This is a genomic window from Kitasatospora sp. NPDC056800 (genome assembly GCF_042789775.1).
Lineage (GTDB): Bacteria > Actinomycetota > Actinomycetes > Streptomycetales > Streptomycetaceae > Kitasatospora.
Map to the genome: position 1 here is coordinate 13,241 of NZ_JBHUAL010000024.1, position 13,284 is coordinate 26,524.

At 74.8% G+C, this 13,284-nt stretch carries 12 protein-coding genes; 7 read left to right on the top strand and 5 right to left on the bottom strand.

Annotation, left to right across the window (positions count from 1 at the left end; translation table 11 throughout):
* Nucleotides 1-77: 77 nt before the first annotated feature.
* Nucleotides 78-1,277, top strand: coding sequence for a pentapeptide repeat-containing protein (locus ACFRQN_RS08320; RefSeq protein ID WP_380739206.1), 1,200 nt, complete (start codon nt 78-80; stop codon nt 1,275-1,277).
* A gap of 60 nt (nt 1,278-1,337) precedes the next feature.
* On the opposite strand, the gene ACFRQN_RS08325 is transcribed toward ACFRQN_RS08320, so the two are convergent.
* Nucleotides 1,338-2,072, bottom strand: a complete 735-nt coding sequence (locus ACFRQN_RS08325; RefSeq protein ID WP_380739208.1) for an alpha/beta fold hydrolase — start codon at nt 2,070-2,072, stop codon at nt 1,338-1,340.
* Between the two features lie 166 nt (nt 2,073-2,238).
* Complete coding sequence (locus ACFRQN_RS08330; protein WP_380739210.1) at nt 2,239-3,624, bottom strand: aspartate aminotransferase family protein; 1,386 nt, start codon at nt 3,622-3,624, stop codon at nt 2,239-2,241.
* A 118-nt stretch (nt 3,625-3,742) separates the two neighbouring features.
* Here ACFRQN_RS08330 and ACFRQN_RS08335 point away from each other — a divergent pair, with 118 nt between their 5' ends.
* The 3 genes from ACFRQN_RS08335 (at nt 3,743) to ACFRQN_RS08345 (ending at nt 7,063) form a co-directional block, all read left to right on the top strand.
* Nucleotides 3,743-4,492: an SDR family oxidoreductase gene (locus ACFRQN_RS08335; RefSeq protein ID WP_380739212.1), complete on the top strand. Its 750-nt coding sequence runs from the start codon at nt 3,743-3,745 to the stop codon at nt 4,490-4,492.
* 304 nt (nt 4,493-4,796) lie between these two features.
* Nucleotides 4,797-5,324: a hypothetical protein gene (locus tag ACFRQN_RS08340; protein WP_380739214.1), complete on the top strand. Its 528-nt coding sequence runs from the start codon at nt 4,797-4,799 to the stop codon at nt 5,322-5,324.
* 188 nt (nt 5,325-5,512) lie between these two features.
* Nucleotides 5,513-7,063, top strand: a complete 1,551-nt coding sequence (locus ACFRQN_RS08345; RefSeq protein WP_380739216.1) for an AMP-binding protein — start codon at nt 5,513-5,515, stop codon at nt 7,061-7,063.
* Between the two features lie 230 nt (nt 7,064-7,293).
* On the opposite strand, the gene ACFRQN_RS08350 is transcribed toward ACFRQN_RS08345, so the two are convergent.
* The gene (locus tag ACFRQN_RS08350) at nt 7,294-8,145 is read right to left on the bottom strand and encodes a helix-turn-helix domain-containing protein (RefSeq protein WP_380739218.1); all 852 of its coding nucleotides are present in this window, start codon (nt 8,143-8,145) and stop codon (nt 7,294-7,296) included.
* Between the two features lie 162 nt (nt 8,146-8,307).
* On the opposite strand from ACFRQN_RS08350, the gene ACFRQN_RS08355 reads away from it, so the two are divergent.
* Nucleotides 8,308-9,513: an MFS transporter gene (locus ACFRQN_RS08355; RefSeq protein WP_380739220.1), complete on the top strand. Its 1,206-nt coding sequence runs from the start codon at nt 8,308-8,310 to the stop codon at nt 9,511-9,513.
* Between the two features lie 32 nt (nt 9,514-9,545).
* On the opposite strand, the gene ACFRQN_RS08360 is transcribed toward ACFRQN_RS08355, so the two are convergent.
* A complete protein-coding gene (locus tag ACFRQN_RS08360; protein ID WP_380739222.1) occupies nt 9,546-10,508 on the bottom strand; it encodes a GlxA family transcriptional regulator in 963 nt (320 codons plus the stop codon).
* A 15-nt stretch (nt 10,509-10,523) separates the two neighbouring features.
* Between ACFRQN_RS08360 and ACFRQN_RS08365 the strand changes: the two genes are divergently transcribed.
* Nucleotides 10,524-11,174 carry a cysteine hydrolase family protein gene (locus tag ACFRQN_RS08365; protein ID WP_310593173.1) on the top strand — a complete coding sequence of 217 codons (651 nt, stop codon included), beginning with the start codon at nt 10,524-10,526 and terminating at the stop codon, nt 11,172-11,174.
* Between the two features lie 226 nt (nt 11,175-11,400).
* Here ACFRQN_RS08365 and ACFRQN_RS08370 read toward each other — a convergent pair whose 3' ends face one another.
* Nucleotides 11,401-12,183, bottom strand: coding sequence for an SDR family oxidoreductase (locus ACFRQN_RS08370; RefSeq protein WP_375873176.1), 783 nt, complete (start codon nt 12,181-12,183; stop codon nt 11,401-11,403).
* 103 nt (nt 12,184-12,286) lie between these two features.
* On the opposite strand from ACFRQN_RS08370, the gene ACFRQN_RS08375 reads away from it, so the two are divergent.
* Nucleotides 12,287-13,219, top strand: a complete 933-nt coding sequence (locus tag ACFRQN_RS08375) for a sigma-70 family RNA polymerase sigma factor (protein WP_380739225.1) — start codon at nt 12,287-12,289, stop codon at nt 13,217-13,219.
* Nucleotides 13,220-13,284: the final 65 nt, after the last annotated feature.

A 13,284-nucleotide genomic window follows, 5' to 3' on the forward strand; every position in this document is an offset into this window, starting at 1 on the left:
CAGAACCGCCCCGCCACTTCATGATGGACCGACAGTTACGGACGAAATCTGACAGTCCATCGAGGGGTAGCGCAGCCTTGGCGGGAATCGTCGTTCCGACCAGCGAGAAGCTCCCGCCCGGGCCACGCAGGGACCTGGTCGAAGCCCTGCACGGGCTGTACCGGGGCGCGGGCAAACCCAGCCTCCGCGAGATCTCCCTCGGCATCAAGCAGCGCGACGAGCTGCCGACGACGGTGAGCCACGACACCGCGAGCCAACTGCTGCACGGCGTGGCCGTACCCGCCTGGGCGCGGGTGGAGTCCATGGTCCGGTACCTGGCCGGCACCGCCGTCGGGCGGCAGAAGCCGGACCCGGAGGACGAGGTCGAACGCTTCCACCGGCTCTGGCTGGCCGCCGACGACGCGGAACGGGACGTGCCGGCGCCACCCCCCAAGGCGGGCACCACGGATGCGGCGCTACGGGAGGAGCTCCGGTCCACCGACCCGGAGCGCCGCATCGCCGCCCTCTACCGCCTGGAACGGCTCGCCTGGCGCACCCCGCCGCAGGACCAGGAGGCCACCGAGCCGTCCTGGCCGTCGATGCTGGGCGACTTCCTCCGGGAGGCCCGCCCACTCGGGGGTTCCACCAGCCCGGAGCCGGATCCGGCCGAGGACGTCCAGGTGGCGGTGCTGATCCTGGGCCGTCTGCCCGAGCGGTATTCCGGCGGCCACTTCAACCTTTCGCGGCTCGATCTCCGGAACCTGGTCTGGGACGGGGCCCGGTTGTGGCGGGCCAACCTGAGTTCGAGCCTGTTGTCGGGCAGTTCCCTGGAGTACGCGCAGCTGGGAGACGCCCGACTCGTGGAGGCGACCCTCACCGGTGTCGACCTGGACTCCGCCGATCTCACCTCGGCCGACCTCACCCGGTGCGATCTCTCCGGCACGACCATGGTGGACACCAGGATCCCGGACGCGAACCTGTCCGGCGCCGTCCTCACGGGAACGGAGCTGGTGGGCGCCTCGGCCCCCCAGGCCAGGCTGCGGGGATGCAAGGCCTCGGGCGCCGACTTCCGCCACGCCGACCTGAGCGAGACCAGCTTCAAGTGGGCCGTCCTGACGAACTGCCACTTCGACCACGCCAAGCTCGCCAGCGCGGACCTCACCGGCGCGGTGCTGAGCGGCTGTTCCTTCGCCGGCGCCGACCTCTCCCGCGCGCGCTTCACCAAGCGCGGCCTCACCGAGGCCCAACTGACGCCGGCCCAGCTGCAGTCCATCAAGGTCGTACAGAACCCCGACTGACCGAACGCCCCCGACTGACGGCGTTCACGCGCCGCCGACCTTCCGCGCGGTGCGGGCCGGCTACAGCGCCGCCAGGTACGCCTCCAGGCGCTCGACCAGCTCTTCCGGGTGGCCGAGCATCGGGAGGTGGTCGCCCGGCATTTCGTCCGGCCGGAGGCCGAGCCGGTCGTGGACGAGCCGGCGCAGGAAGGCGGGCGGGAAGAAGCGGTCGCCGGTGGCCAGCAGGAACCTGGTCGGCACCTGCGGCCAGGCCTCCAGGGGCCACGGTGTCCCGAACGGCGTGGCCGACTGGCGTCGCCCGTGCTCGGTGAGGAGTTCCTCGGCCAGGGCGGGCGGGGTGTCGTGCAGGAAGAGGGCGCGCTCGTCCTCCTCCGCGCCCTCCGCCACGCCCCTGTCTCGGTCGGACTCGCGGCGGGCCTCCGGGTAGCCGGTGTTCTCCCACCACGCGCCCGGCGTCTCCCCCGGCGCCGGCACCTGGGCCTGGAGCATGACCAGCAGGTCCACCGGCAGCCGGGCGCACACCAGCGGGCCGGTGAAGCCGCCGAAGGAGTGCGCGACGACCACGAGCGGGCCCGTCCGGTCGCCGGCCGGCCATTCAGGAGCCACCGCCGACGCATCCGACGACGACACCGCCGACACCGCCGCGTCCGCGTACTCGGCCAGCCCGGCCGTGTCGTCCTCGCACGGCAGGTCCGGCGCGACCACCTCGTGGCCCCGCCCCCGCAGCTCGGCCGCCAGTGGCTCCCAGCACCAGGAATCGGCAGCCGCGCCGTGGATCAGCACGAACGTCGCCATGGAACAGTCCCCCTCGTACGCCGGTCAACTCCGGTATCCCGGACCTCTCCTTGCCGCGCGCGAGTGTACGACCCGCCTCCGACAGTCACCGGTGCACCCGCCCGCCTCCGCCCGGCCGCGCGCGGGAAGTCGGACCCGCCGACTTCCCGCGCACAACAGCGCCGGCTCACAGAGTGCGGAACGCGCCGTCCACGGCCTCGCAGGTCTCGTCCAGGTCGTCCTCCGTCACGGCGGCCGAGACGAACCAGCAGGCCATCCCGTACGCGTTGACGTGGATCCCCCGGCGGAGCAGCTCGTGGCGGAACGCGTGGTGGCGGGCCTGGTCGCTGCGGAGCAGGTCCCGGTAGTGCCGGGTCGGCTCGCCGTCGGCGGTGAACACCACCTGGAACATCGCCCCCACCCCCTGGACCGCGCAGGGGACGCCCCGGTCCCGGGCGGCCCGCCGGACGGCCTCCATGATCCGTCGGCCGCTCTCCTCGATGTGCTTCACGGTGTCCGGCCGGTTCAGCCTGCGCAGCGTCACCAGCGAGGCCGTCGCCGACAGCGGCGAGGCGTTGTACGTGCCGCCGTGCTTCACCCGTCCCTCGGCCACCGGCTCCATCACCGCGCGCCGCCCCGCGAAGGCCGCGATCGGCAGGCCCCCGCCGAGCGCCTTGGCGTAGACGGCGAGGTCCGGCACGACCCCGAACAGCGCCTGGGCGCCGCCGGGGCCGGTGCGGAAGCCGGTGCAGACCTCGTCGAAGACCAGCACGATGCCGCGCGCCGTGCACTCCTCCCTCAGCAGCGCCAGGTATCCCGGCGCGGGCATGGTGCAAGCGTTGTTGGCGACGATCGGTTCGCAGACGACGGCGGCGAGTTCGCCCCGGTGGGCGTCCAGGACCGCGCGCAGCGCCCCCGGGTCGTTCCACGGGCAGACCACGACGTCGCCGACGACACCGGCCGGGATGCCGGCCGAGTGGGGCACGGAGCGCGGCGCGCCGTACGGCCCGGCCTCGGCGGGGTCGGGCCGGTTGGAGACGGCCAGGGTGTCCGACCAACCGTGGTAGTGGCCCTCGAACTTGAGCACCTTGGACCGCCCGGTGTACCCGCGGGCGGCCCGCACCGCCCCCTGCACCGCCTCGCTGCCCGAGTTGGCGAACCGGACCAGTTCCGCGCAGGGCACCATCTCCCGGATCAGTTCGGCGAGTTCGACCTCCACCGTGTTGCAGGTGCCGAACATCGTGCCGGCGCCCAGGACGGCACCGAGCGCCTCGGCGAGCTGCCGGTCGGCGTGGCCCAGCACCGCACTCCCGTAGCCGGCGAGGTAGTCCACGTACGTGTTGCCGTCGACGTCCCGGACCCGCGCGCCCGAACCGCCCACCAGGTAGAGCGGGTAGGGGTCGGGGCCGGTCGAGGTCAGCCGGGCGGAGGAGCTGACGCCGCCCGCCAGCGACTCCTTGGCCCGCTCGAACCACTGCCGGCTGCCGTCGGTCCGGCCCGGTACCGGGCCGGGGACATTCACGTGCGCCGGGCTGCGGCCGTTCGACTGCGCCGCCGGGTTACGGCCATTCATGTGCGACTCCTGTTTGGTCGAGGGTTGTCCGGGCACGCTCGGGGTGCCCTTCGTCGGGACGGGTTCCTGCCGGACGGCATCGCGAGCAGAGCAGAGCGGAGCAGAGGGGACGTGGGGCATGGCGGAGCGGACGGCGGTCGTCACCGGGGCGGGGCGCGGCATCGGGCGGGCGAGCGCGCTGGGCCTGCTGGCGGACGGCTGGACGGTGGTCCTGGTCGGCCGCCGCAAGGAGCCGCTCGCGGAGACGGCCGGGCTCGCCGCCCCCGCCGACCGCGACCGCGCCGTCCCCTTCCCCGCCGACATCACCGACCCGGTGGCCGTGGACGGCCTGTTCGAGTTCGTCGAGGAACGGTTCGGACGGCTGGACCTCCTGTTCAACAACGCCGCCGACGTCATGCCGTACACCCCGACCGAGGACGTGGCCGTCGAGGACTGGCACCGCGTGATGGACTCCATCGCCACCGGCACCTTCCTCTGCTCGCGCGCAGCCTTCCGGATCATGAAGCGTCAGACCCCGCGCGGCGGACGGATCATCAACAACGGCGCGCCTTCCGCACAGACGCCCCGCCCGGACTCCGCCGCCTTCACCGCCGCCAAGCACGCGGTGGCCGGGCTGACCCGCTCGCTGTCCCTGGACGGCCGCCGCCACGACATCTCCTGCGGCCAGATCGACATCGGGAACGTGACCCCGCCCGACCACCCCCAGCCGGCCGTCCTCCAGGCCGACGGCTCACGGCGGGTCGAACCGACCATGGACATGCGGCACGTGGTCGACATGGTGCGGACCATGGCCGGGCTGCCGCTCGGGGTGAACATCCAGTCCGTCCTGGTCATGCCCAGCGCCATGCCGTACGTGGGCCGCGGCTAGCGCCGATCTCTCGGATCGCGCCGGGCGCCGCGCCGCCCCCGCACGGAACGTCGCGGCACCGCCCTGACCCATGTCCCGTCCCCCGTCCGGTTGCCACTGCCTTTCGACGGGCGTCGACCGCGGTTCACCGGGCCGTTGCCCGGATGTCCCCGCGACGCCACCGAAGCCGACGCCCCGAAGCTTCTGTCCCACCCCGGCCCGAAGCAATCCGCCGACGCGGCGAACGGCCGAAAAGTCGTCTCCCCCTCCCGCGGTGCCCCTCGCGGCGCGATCATCGTGCCGACGCCCGGTCACCACCAGCCCGTTGGGGGAGCCCTTGTTCCGCGACACCCGCCCGCACGGCATCCGCATACCGACGCACCGCGAGACCGCCGAGGAGTGGGGCGAGCAGATCGCCGTGCTCCGCGACGCCCCGCGCGGGTGGCGCTTCCTGCTGGGGCGGCTGTCCTCCGACGGCTACCTCTGCCACCTCGACCTCAACTACCACCTGGACGGCGAACTCGTGGCCGTCGTCCAGACCTCGCGCCCCGTCCCGTCCGGCCACCGGGTGGGCTCCCTCACCACCCCGCAGTCCCAACTCTCCACCTTCCTGGCGAATTCGGACCGCCTCGACCCCCGCATCCACCTCGCCCCGCCGGACGGCCCGCCCACCCCCGGCGAGGTCCGGCTCCACGGCGTCCCCGTCCCCGTCGAGGTCCACCGCAGCCACGGCTGCCGCAGCGCCCTGATCTCCCGGCTCCCCTCCCAGCCCGGCTACGCGATCGTCACCGCCGCGACCGAGCACTGGGACACCGCCACCGACCTCGCCCTCCGGCCCCCGGCGGCGTTCTGACCACGCGGGCCCCGCAACGGGCGTGCGCCGGAACGGGTGTGCGCCCCGAAACAGGCGCGCGCCCGCGATCATTCCCCTGTCCGGGTGACGGACGATCACATTCGGCCCTCCTCGGCAGTTCCCGGACCAGGGGCGGAGGTTGGGGTTAGCCTGTGGACATGGTTGCAAACTACAAGGAAGAAGTAGCCATGCCCGACGCGGAGTTCGTCAGCGGTCCCGCTCTGATCCTCCAGTCCCTCGCCTCCGATCCCGACCGGCAGGCCGTCGTCACCACCGACGGCGCCGAGATCACCGCCGGCGACTTCGCCGCCGCCGGCTACCGCCTCGCCCACGAGCTGATCGCCCGGGGCGCCGCCCGCGGCACCACCGTGACCCTGCTGACCGGCAACACCCCCGAGGCCCTGAGCGCCCGGTACGCGGCGGGCCTCGCGGGGGCCCGGGTGGTGAACCTGTACGACGGCATGAGCACCCCGGTCCTGGCCGAGATCACGGCGAGCGTCGACACCACCGTGCTGCTCGTGGACGCCGAACGGTACGCCGAGGCAGCCGAGTTGCTCCCGCTGATCGACGTGCTGACCGTCCTCACCCTCGGCCCCGGGCCCGGCGGCGACCCCGCCGCCCTCGGCGAGGACGTCATCGCCGCCTCCGCCCACCGCCCCGCCGAACCCCCGGACGTCCGGGTCGGGCCGGAGGACGACCTCAGCATCCGCCACACCGGCGGCACCACCGGCATCCCCAAGGGCATCCTCAGCCTGCACGGACCGTACCGCCGCATCTTCGACGCCCCGATCGGCAGCGACCCCGCCGCCGGCGCGCCCCGCCTCCTCGCCGCCACCCCGCTCGCCCACCTGGCCGGCATCTTCGCCGACCTGACCCTCCAGCACGGCGGCACGGTGGTCCTCCAGCGCTCCTTCGAGCCCGGCGCGGTCCTGGCCGCCATCGAGCGCGAGCACATCACCGACCTCTGGGTGCTGCCGCCGCTGCTCCACCAGCTGCTCGACCACCCGGCGATCGGCCGCACCGACCTGTCCAGCCTGCGGTACCTCTCCTACGGGGGCAGCGCCGCCTCGCCGACCCGGATCCGCGAGGCGCTCAAGGTCTTCGGGCCGGTCCTGGTGGGCCTCTACGGGATGTCGGAGGCCCAGCTGATCTCCTTCCTCACCCCGCAGGAGCACGACCGGATCGGCCCCGGCGGCCAGGTCCCGGTCGGCCGGCCCGTCCCGGGCGTCGAGGTGGCGATCCGCTCCGACGACGGCACCGACCTGCCGACCGGCGAACAGGGCGGGATCCACCTGCGCTCCGACGCCGTCATGGCCGGGTACTGGAAGCGGCCCGACCTCACCGCCGCGGTGCTCCGGGACGGCTGGCTGAACACCGGGGACGTCGGCTACTTCGACGAGGACGGCTACCTCTACCTCTCCGACCGGGTCAAGGACCTGATCATCGTGGTCGGCGGCCACGTCTACCCCTCCGAGGTGGAGGACCTCCTGCTCACCCACCCGGCGGTCGCCCGCTGCGCCGTCTTCGGCGTCCGCGACGACCAGGAGGCGGAGCACGTCCACGTCGCCGTCGTCCCCGCCCCGGGGCAGCGGCCCGACCTGGACACCCTCCGCGCGTTCGTCACCGATCGCAAGGGGCGGATCTTCGCCCCCGAGGTGCTGCACCTCGTGGACGAGATCCCGCTGACGCCCGTCGGCAAGCCGGACAAGAAGCGGCTGCGCGCGGCCGCCACGGCCTGAAGGCCCGCACCCGCCGGACCGCACCCGCCGGACCGCGCCGTGCGCGGCCGCCGGGTGGCGGCCGTGGCGGCGGCCGCACACCGAACCGGCACCGGTCCCCACGGGAATCCCCACCCGGCTTCACCCCAAGGTGGGGTTTGGCTCAACACGCCACGGGCCCCGTGCCGAGAAGCCAACGGGGTGGCGGCGCTGAGGGCCGCCACCCCGTCGGCTTCCCCCCCGCTCCCCCGCTACGGCTGCCGCGACCGCGCCAGCGCGTCGAGCGCCGCCGCGGCGGCCGGGTCCGGGCCGGGGGTGTAGACCTCCAACCGGTGGTCCGGCCGGTCGGGTTGGAGCCACACCTGGTACGTCACCTCCAGCGGCCCGACCGCCGGATGGTCCAGCGTCCTGCTGCCGAAGGTGCACTCCCGCACGTTCCCGCCCGCCCACCAGGCGGCGAACTCCGGGCTCTTCATGCTGAGTTCGCCGATCAGCCGGGCCAGCTCGCGGTCCTCCCCGTACCGCCCGGCGACCAGCCGCAGGTAGCCGACGTGGGTCCGGGCGTAGTGCTCCCAGTCCCGTTCGAGCGCGCGGGTGCGCGGGTCCAGGAACAGCAGCCGGCTCATCGACGGCCGGGTGGCCGGATCATCCGGCGCCCCGTACGGGAGGTGTCCGGCGAGCAGCGCGTGGCCGAGGCGGTTCCAGGCGAGCACGTCGTTGCGGCGGCCGAGCAGCAGGGCGGGCACGTGGTCCAGCGAGGCGAGGAGGTGCGCCGAGCGCGGGTCCGGCTGCTCGGCCGGAGGGCGGCTCCGTACGGCCCGGGGCGGGCGGCGGGCGAGGTCGCCCAGGTGGGTGCGCTGGGTGGCGTCCAGGCGCAGGACGCGGGCGATCGCGTCGAGCACCTGGTCCGAGGCGTTGGTGCTGCGCCCCTGCTCCAGCCGGGTGTAGTAGGCGACGCTGATGCCCGCCAGCCCGGCCAGCTCCTCCCGGCGCAGCCCGGCCACCCTCCGGTGCTCGGCCGGCACGCGCAGGTCCAGCTCGGCCGGGGTGACGGCGGCGCGGCACAGGCGCAGGAACTCGCCCAGCTCGCTGTTGGCTCCCATGCCCACCGAGGCTACGGCGGAAGGTTTCCGCAGGCCAGCGCCGCGGGTGACCCTCCGAGGAGTAGGAACGACAGGTGGCTGGCCGGGGGCGCGCGGGGCGCCGGAGCATGGCCCCGTCCGGCCGCGCCCCGGCCCCGCCCCAGCCAAGGACCCTCCACCGCCATGCCCTCCGCCCTGCTCGCGCTCGCCCTCAGCGCCTTCGCCATCGGCACCACCGAGTTCGTCACGAACGGCCTGCTGACCGCCCTCGCCACCGACTTCGACGTCACCGTCGCCCGCGCCGGGCTGGTCACCACCGCCTACGCCGTCGGCCAGGCCTGCGGTCCTGCGCTCGCCCTGCTCACCCTGCGGATGCCCCGCCGGCGCCTGCTCGTCCTGCTGATGCTGCTGTTCACGGCGGGCAACCTCGCCTCGGCGCTCGCGCCGACCTTCGGCCTGCTCCTGGCCACCCGCTTCCTCACCGGGTGCACCCACACCGCCTTCTTCGGCGTCGCCTCCGTCGTGGCCTCCCGGCTCGTCCCGACGGCCCGGCGGGGAGCCGCGATCGCCCTGGTGTTCACCGGGCTGAGCCTGGCCAACGTGCTCGGCCTGCCGATCGGCACCCTGGCCGGGCAGGCCTGGGGCTGGCGCGGGGCGTTCGTGCTGGTCGCCGTGTTCGGCGCGGCGGGACTGCTCGGCCTGCTGCGGCTCCTCCCCCGTACGGACACCGCCCCCGCCGACGCCCCCGCCTCCGCCGCGCCCTCGCTCCGCGCCGAACTGGCCGTCTTCGCAGGCCTCCGCCTCTGGCTGGCCCTCGCCGCGACGGCCGTCGGCTTCGGCGGGCTGTTCGCCTCCTTCACCTTCGTCCAGCCGATGCTGACCGCGGTCACCGGCTTCGGGACGGGCGACGTGGTCTGGCTGCTGGCCGTCTACGGCGCCGGGCTGGTCGCGGGCAACTGGCTGGCCGGCCGGGCCGCCGACCGCGCCCTCGTCCCGACGACGGCGGCCCTGTTCGCGGCCCTCGCCCTCACCCTCGCCCTCTTCACCGCCACCGTCCACCACAAGGGCGCCGCCGTGGCCACCCTCTTCCTGCTCGGCTTCTGCGGCTTCGGCCTGCTCACCCCGACCCAGGCCTACGTCCTGCGGGTCGCGGGCCGCGACTCCGCCCTGGTCGGCACCGCCAACACCGCCGCCTTCGGCGTGGGCATCACCCTCGGCTCCCTGCTCGGCGCCGCCGTCATCGAACACGGCGGCCCCCACCCCGGCACCGCCCTCCCCCTCACCAACCTCGCCGGCGCCGCCATGACGGCCCTCGGCCTGCTGGTCTTCGCCCTCTCCGCAGCAACGGGCCCCCGCCGCCCCGCCACCGCCTCTCCATCAACTCCCTGATGACGTCCACCGGTTCAGCCGGTCCGAACCGCTCAGCCGTCCTCGCGGCCGCGAAAGGCCCGGCGGTACTCGCGGGGTGCGACGCCGACCCGGTCCACGAAGACCGGCCGCAGGGAGACCGCGGAGGCGAAGCCGCAGTGGGTGGCGACGGTGTCGACGGGCAGGTCGGTCTCCTCCAGGAGGCGCTGGGCGGTGAGGACGCGCTGGTCGAGGAGCCAGCGCATCGGGGTGGTGCCGGTGGTGGCGGTGAAGCGGCGGGCGAAGGTGCGTTCGGACATCAGGGCGGCGGCGGCCATCCGGCGCACCGTCCAGGGGGTGTCGAGGGAGGCCAGGACCTCGGCGCGGAGGCGGGCCAGCGGGTCGTCGCCGACGGCGGCGTCCGGGACCGGGGAGGGCAGGAACTGGTTCTGGCCGCCCGCCCGGAAGGGCGCGGTGACCATGGCGCGGGCGATGGTGGCGGCGGCCCGCTGGCCGTGGGCGGTGCGGACGAGGTGCAGGCAGAGGTCGATGCCCGCCGCGACGCCGGCCGAGGTCCACAGGCCGTCGCCGCCGGTGAAGAGCACCTCGGGCCGGACCGTCACCGCCGGGAAGCGGCGGGCGAGTTCGGGGGCGAGCGCCCAGTGGGTGGTGGCCTCGCGGCCGTCCAGCAGGCCGGCCTCGGCGAGGACGAAGGCGCCCGCGCAGAGCGAGGCGATCGGGACGCCCGCCGCGGCGACGGCCCGCAGGGCGCCCAGGACCTCCGGGGTATGCCGGGCCCCCGGGTCCTCGACGCCCGGCACCACCACCAGGTCGCAGTCGGTGAGCGCGCCCAGGGCGTGGTCGGGGAGCCGCTCCAGCCCGCCGCCCAGCCGCACCCGGGCGCCCTCCGGCCCGCAGACCCGCAGGTCGAAGAGGGGCTGGCCGGGCCGGATGGCCCGGTTCGCCCACACCTCGCCGATCACGGCGTAGTCGAAGGCCCGGACACCGTCGAAGATCAGGCAACCCACCGTACGCATGGCAGGAATCTATCGATGGTCGGCATCTCCGCCCATCACGCCTCCCCGGTACCGCCGACCACCATGGACGGCATGACGAACCTCGACGCCTTCGACGCCCCCCTCGCCCTCGACCCCGACGCCGTCCTGCTGCTCATCGACGTCCAGAAGGGCTTCGAGGCCCCCGCCTTCGGCCCCCGCGACAACCCGCAGGCCGAGCAGCGGATGGCCGAGCTGATCACCGCCTGGCAGGACACCGACCGCCCGATCGTCACCGTGCAGCACGACGGCCCGGGCACGCCGCTGGCCGGGGGCACCCCGGGGCACGACCTGAAGGACTTCGTCGCCGGGCTCACCCCGGCGCTGCACGTCACCAAGACCGTCAACAGCGCCTTCTACGGCACCCCCGACCTGCACGCCTGGCTGCAGGAGCGCGGCGCCCGGCAGGTGGTGGTCACCGGGATCATCACCAACGTGTGCTGCGAGACCACCGCCCGGATGGCCGGCAACCTCGGCTACGACGCGATCTTCCCCACCGACGCCATGCACTCCTTCGACATGGCCGGCCCGGACGGCACCACCATCCCGGCCGCCGACCTCGCCCGCGCCACGGCCGCCACCCTGCACGCGATGCGCTTCGCCAAGGTGGTGACCACCGAGGACGTCACCGGAGCCGCCCGGGCCTGAACAGCGGCTCGTAGGCGTTGCCCTCCTCGGCATTGAGCAGCACGTACGACGCCCCGGGGCCCAGCGCGAGCTCCCGCAGCCGCGCCAGGGCCCCGAAGGCCGGGGGACGTCGGGCCCGAGCACGGCGGCCGGGGGGCCGCTGAGCCCGAGCGCGGCGGCGGAGTCGGCGCGGACGGCGTCGAGGAGGGGCACGGCGGCCACCCCACGGACCACGACGGGGCAGCCGTCAGGCCGCCAGCCGCTCCGCCAGGTACTCCTCCCAGGTCCGCCGCCCGTGGTCGGCGCCCGCCGGGGCCAGGTTCTCCCCCGCCCGGTACGCCCGCCCGACCTTGCCCGGCACCCGGAGCGGCAGCCGCCGGCGGCTGCGGCCGCGCGCCGCGAGGTAGCCGCGGGTCAGCTCCTCCATCGCGTACACCGTCGGACCGGCCAGGTCGGGCACCGCCCCGGCCGGCTCGCCCAGCGCCAACTCCACCAGCCGGGCGGCGACTTCCCGCACGTCCACGGGCTGCCAGCGGACCCCGCCGGGGGCCGGGACGAGCGGCAGCCGGGCCGTCTTCTCCGCCACCGTGAACGCCAGGTCGTGGAACTGCGCGGCCCGCAGGACCGTGTACGGCAGGCCCGATTCGGCCACCGCCCGCTCGGCGGCGTGCTTGGCCCGGAAGTAGCCGAGCGGCAACCGGTCCGCGCCGATCACCGAGATGTACACCAGGTGCCGCACCCCGGCCCGCCGGGCGGCGGCGACCAGCAGCCGGGTGGCGACGTCGTCGCCCTTGGGGCCGCCCGCCAGGTGCAGCACGGTGTCCACGCCCGCCAGCGCCCCGTCCAGCCGGGCGGCCGCCGTCGCCGGGTCGCCGAGCAGGTCGCCGCGCACGTACGCGACGCCGTCGGCGTCCGGGCGCTCCCGCCGGCTGAGCACCCGCACCGGCAGCCCGGCCGCGCGCAGCAGCGGGACCACCTGCCGGCCCAGGGTCCCGGTACCTCCGGTGACCAGCACCGTGTTCTTCGTCATGACCGTCTCCGATTCGTCCCGGGAGGGGAGTTGATCTCCCCGCCGCGGCCGTTGTTGGGTGACTCCTGCTGCCCTGACCCCCGGCGACGAAGGAATGTGACACGTGGACGAGAAGGTGGACGGGGAATCCTCCCGGACCGCGCTCTTCGAGGAGCACCGCCCGCACCTGCGCGCGGTCGCGTACCGGATGCTCGGCTCGATCAGCGAGGCCGAGGACGCCCTCCAGGAGGCCTGGCTCCGCTACGACCGCACCGACACCGCCGGGGTGGACAACCTCGGCGGCTGGCTGACCACGGTGGTCTCCCGGGTCTGCCTGAACCTGCTGCGCACCCGCGCCCAGCGCCGCGAGGAGCCGCTGGAGCCCGCCGGGCCGGGCGGCGAGCCGGGCCCGCCGCGCGTCCCGGACCCGCTGCTGCGGCGCGAGGGCGTGGTGGACCCGGAGCAGGAGGTGATGCTCGCGGACTCGGTCGGGCTGGCGCTGATGGTGGTGATGGAATCGCTGTCACCGGCCGAGCGGGTCGCCTTCGTGCTGCACGACCTGTTCGCGGTGCCGTTCGAGGAGATCGCCCCGCTGATCGAGAAGACCGCCGCCGCCACCCGCCAGCTGGCCAGCCGGGCCCGCCGCAAGGTGCAGGGGCAGGCGCCCGTGCCCGACCCGGACCTCGGCCGGCAGCGGGCGGCCGTGGACGCGTTCTTCGCCGCCGCCCGCCACGGCGACCTGGACGCGCTGCTCGCCGTGCTCGACCCGGACGTGGTGCTTCGCTCGGACGGCGGCGCGCTGCTGGCCCGGCACACCGTGGTGCTCTCGGGCGCCGGCACGGTGGCCGGCCAGGCCGTCCTGTGGGGCACGCTGTCCCCGTTCGCCCGCCCGGCGCTGGTCAACGGCACCGCGGGCGCGGTGGTCATCGGCGACAACGGCCGGCCGCTGTCGGTCATGGCGTTCACCGTGGTGGACGGCGCGATCGTCGCGATCGACGTGCTCACCGACCCGGAGCGGCTGGCGGGCCTGGACCTCACCGACTTCCGGAACGGCTGACCCGGGAGGCGGGGCGGGGAGGGCGGCCGCGCCCTCCCCGGTCAAGCCCGGTCGGCCCTGCGTTC

Bases quoted from the DNA above. Each gene is read 5' to 3' on its own strand.
- ACFRQN_RS08325 (WP_380739208.1), bottom strand. From the start codon at position 2,072: ATGGCGACGTTCGTGCTGATCCACGGCGCGGCTGCCGATTCCTGGTGC.
- ACFRQN_RS08330 (WP_380739210.1), bottom strand. From the start codon at position 3,624: ATGAATGGCCGTAACCCGGCGGCGCAGTCGAACGGCCGCAGCCCGGCG.
- ACFRQN_RS08335 (WP_380739212.1), top strand. From the start codon at position 3,743: ATGGCGGAGCGGACGGCGGTCGTCACCGGGGCGGGGCGCGGCATCGGG.
- ACFRQN_RS08345 (WP_380739216.1), top strand. From the start codon at position 5,513: ATGCCCGACGCGGAGTTCGTCAGCGGTCCCGCTCTGATCCTCCAGTCC.
- ACFRQN_RS08350 (WP_380739218.1), bottom strand. From the start codon at position 8,145: ATGGGAGCCAACAGCGAGCTGGGCGAGTTCCTGCGCCTGTGCCGCGCC.
- ACFRQN_RS08355 (WP_380739220.1), top strand. From the start codon at position 8,308: ATGCCCTCCGCCCTGCTCGCGCTCGCCCTCAGCGCCTTCGCCATCGGC.
- ACFRQN_RS08360 (WP_380739222.1), bottom strand. From the start codon at position 10,508: ATGCGTACGGTGGGTTGCCTGATCTTCGACGGTGTCCGGGCCTTCGAC.
- ACFRQN_RS08365 (WP_310593173.1), top strand. From the start codon at position 10,524: ATGGTCGGCATCTCCGCCCATCACGCCTCCCCGGTACCGCCGACCACC.
- ACFRQN_RS08370 (WP_375873176.1), bottom strand. From the start codon at position 12,183: ATGACGAAGAACACGGTGCTGGTCACCGGAGGTACCGGGACCCTGGGC.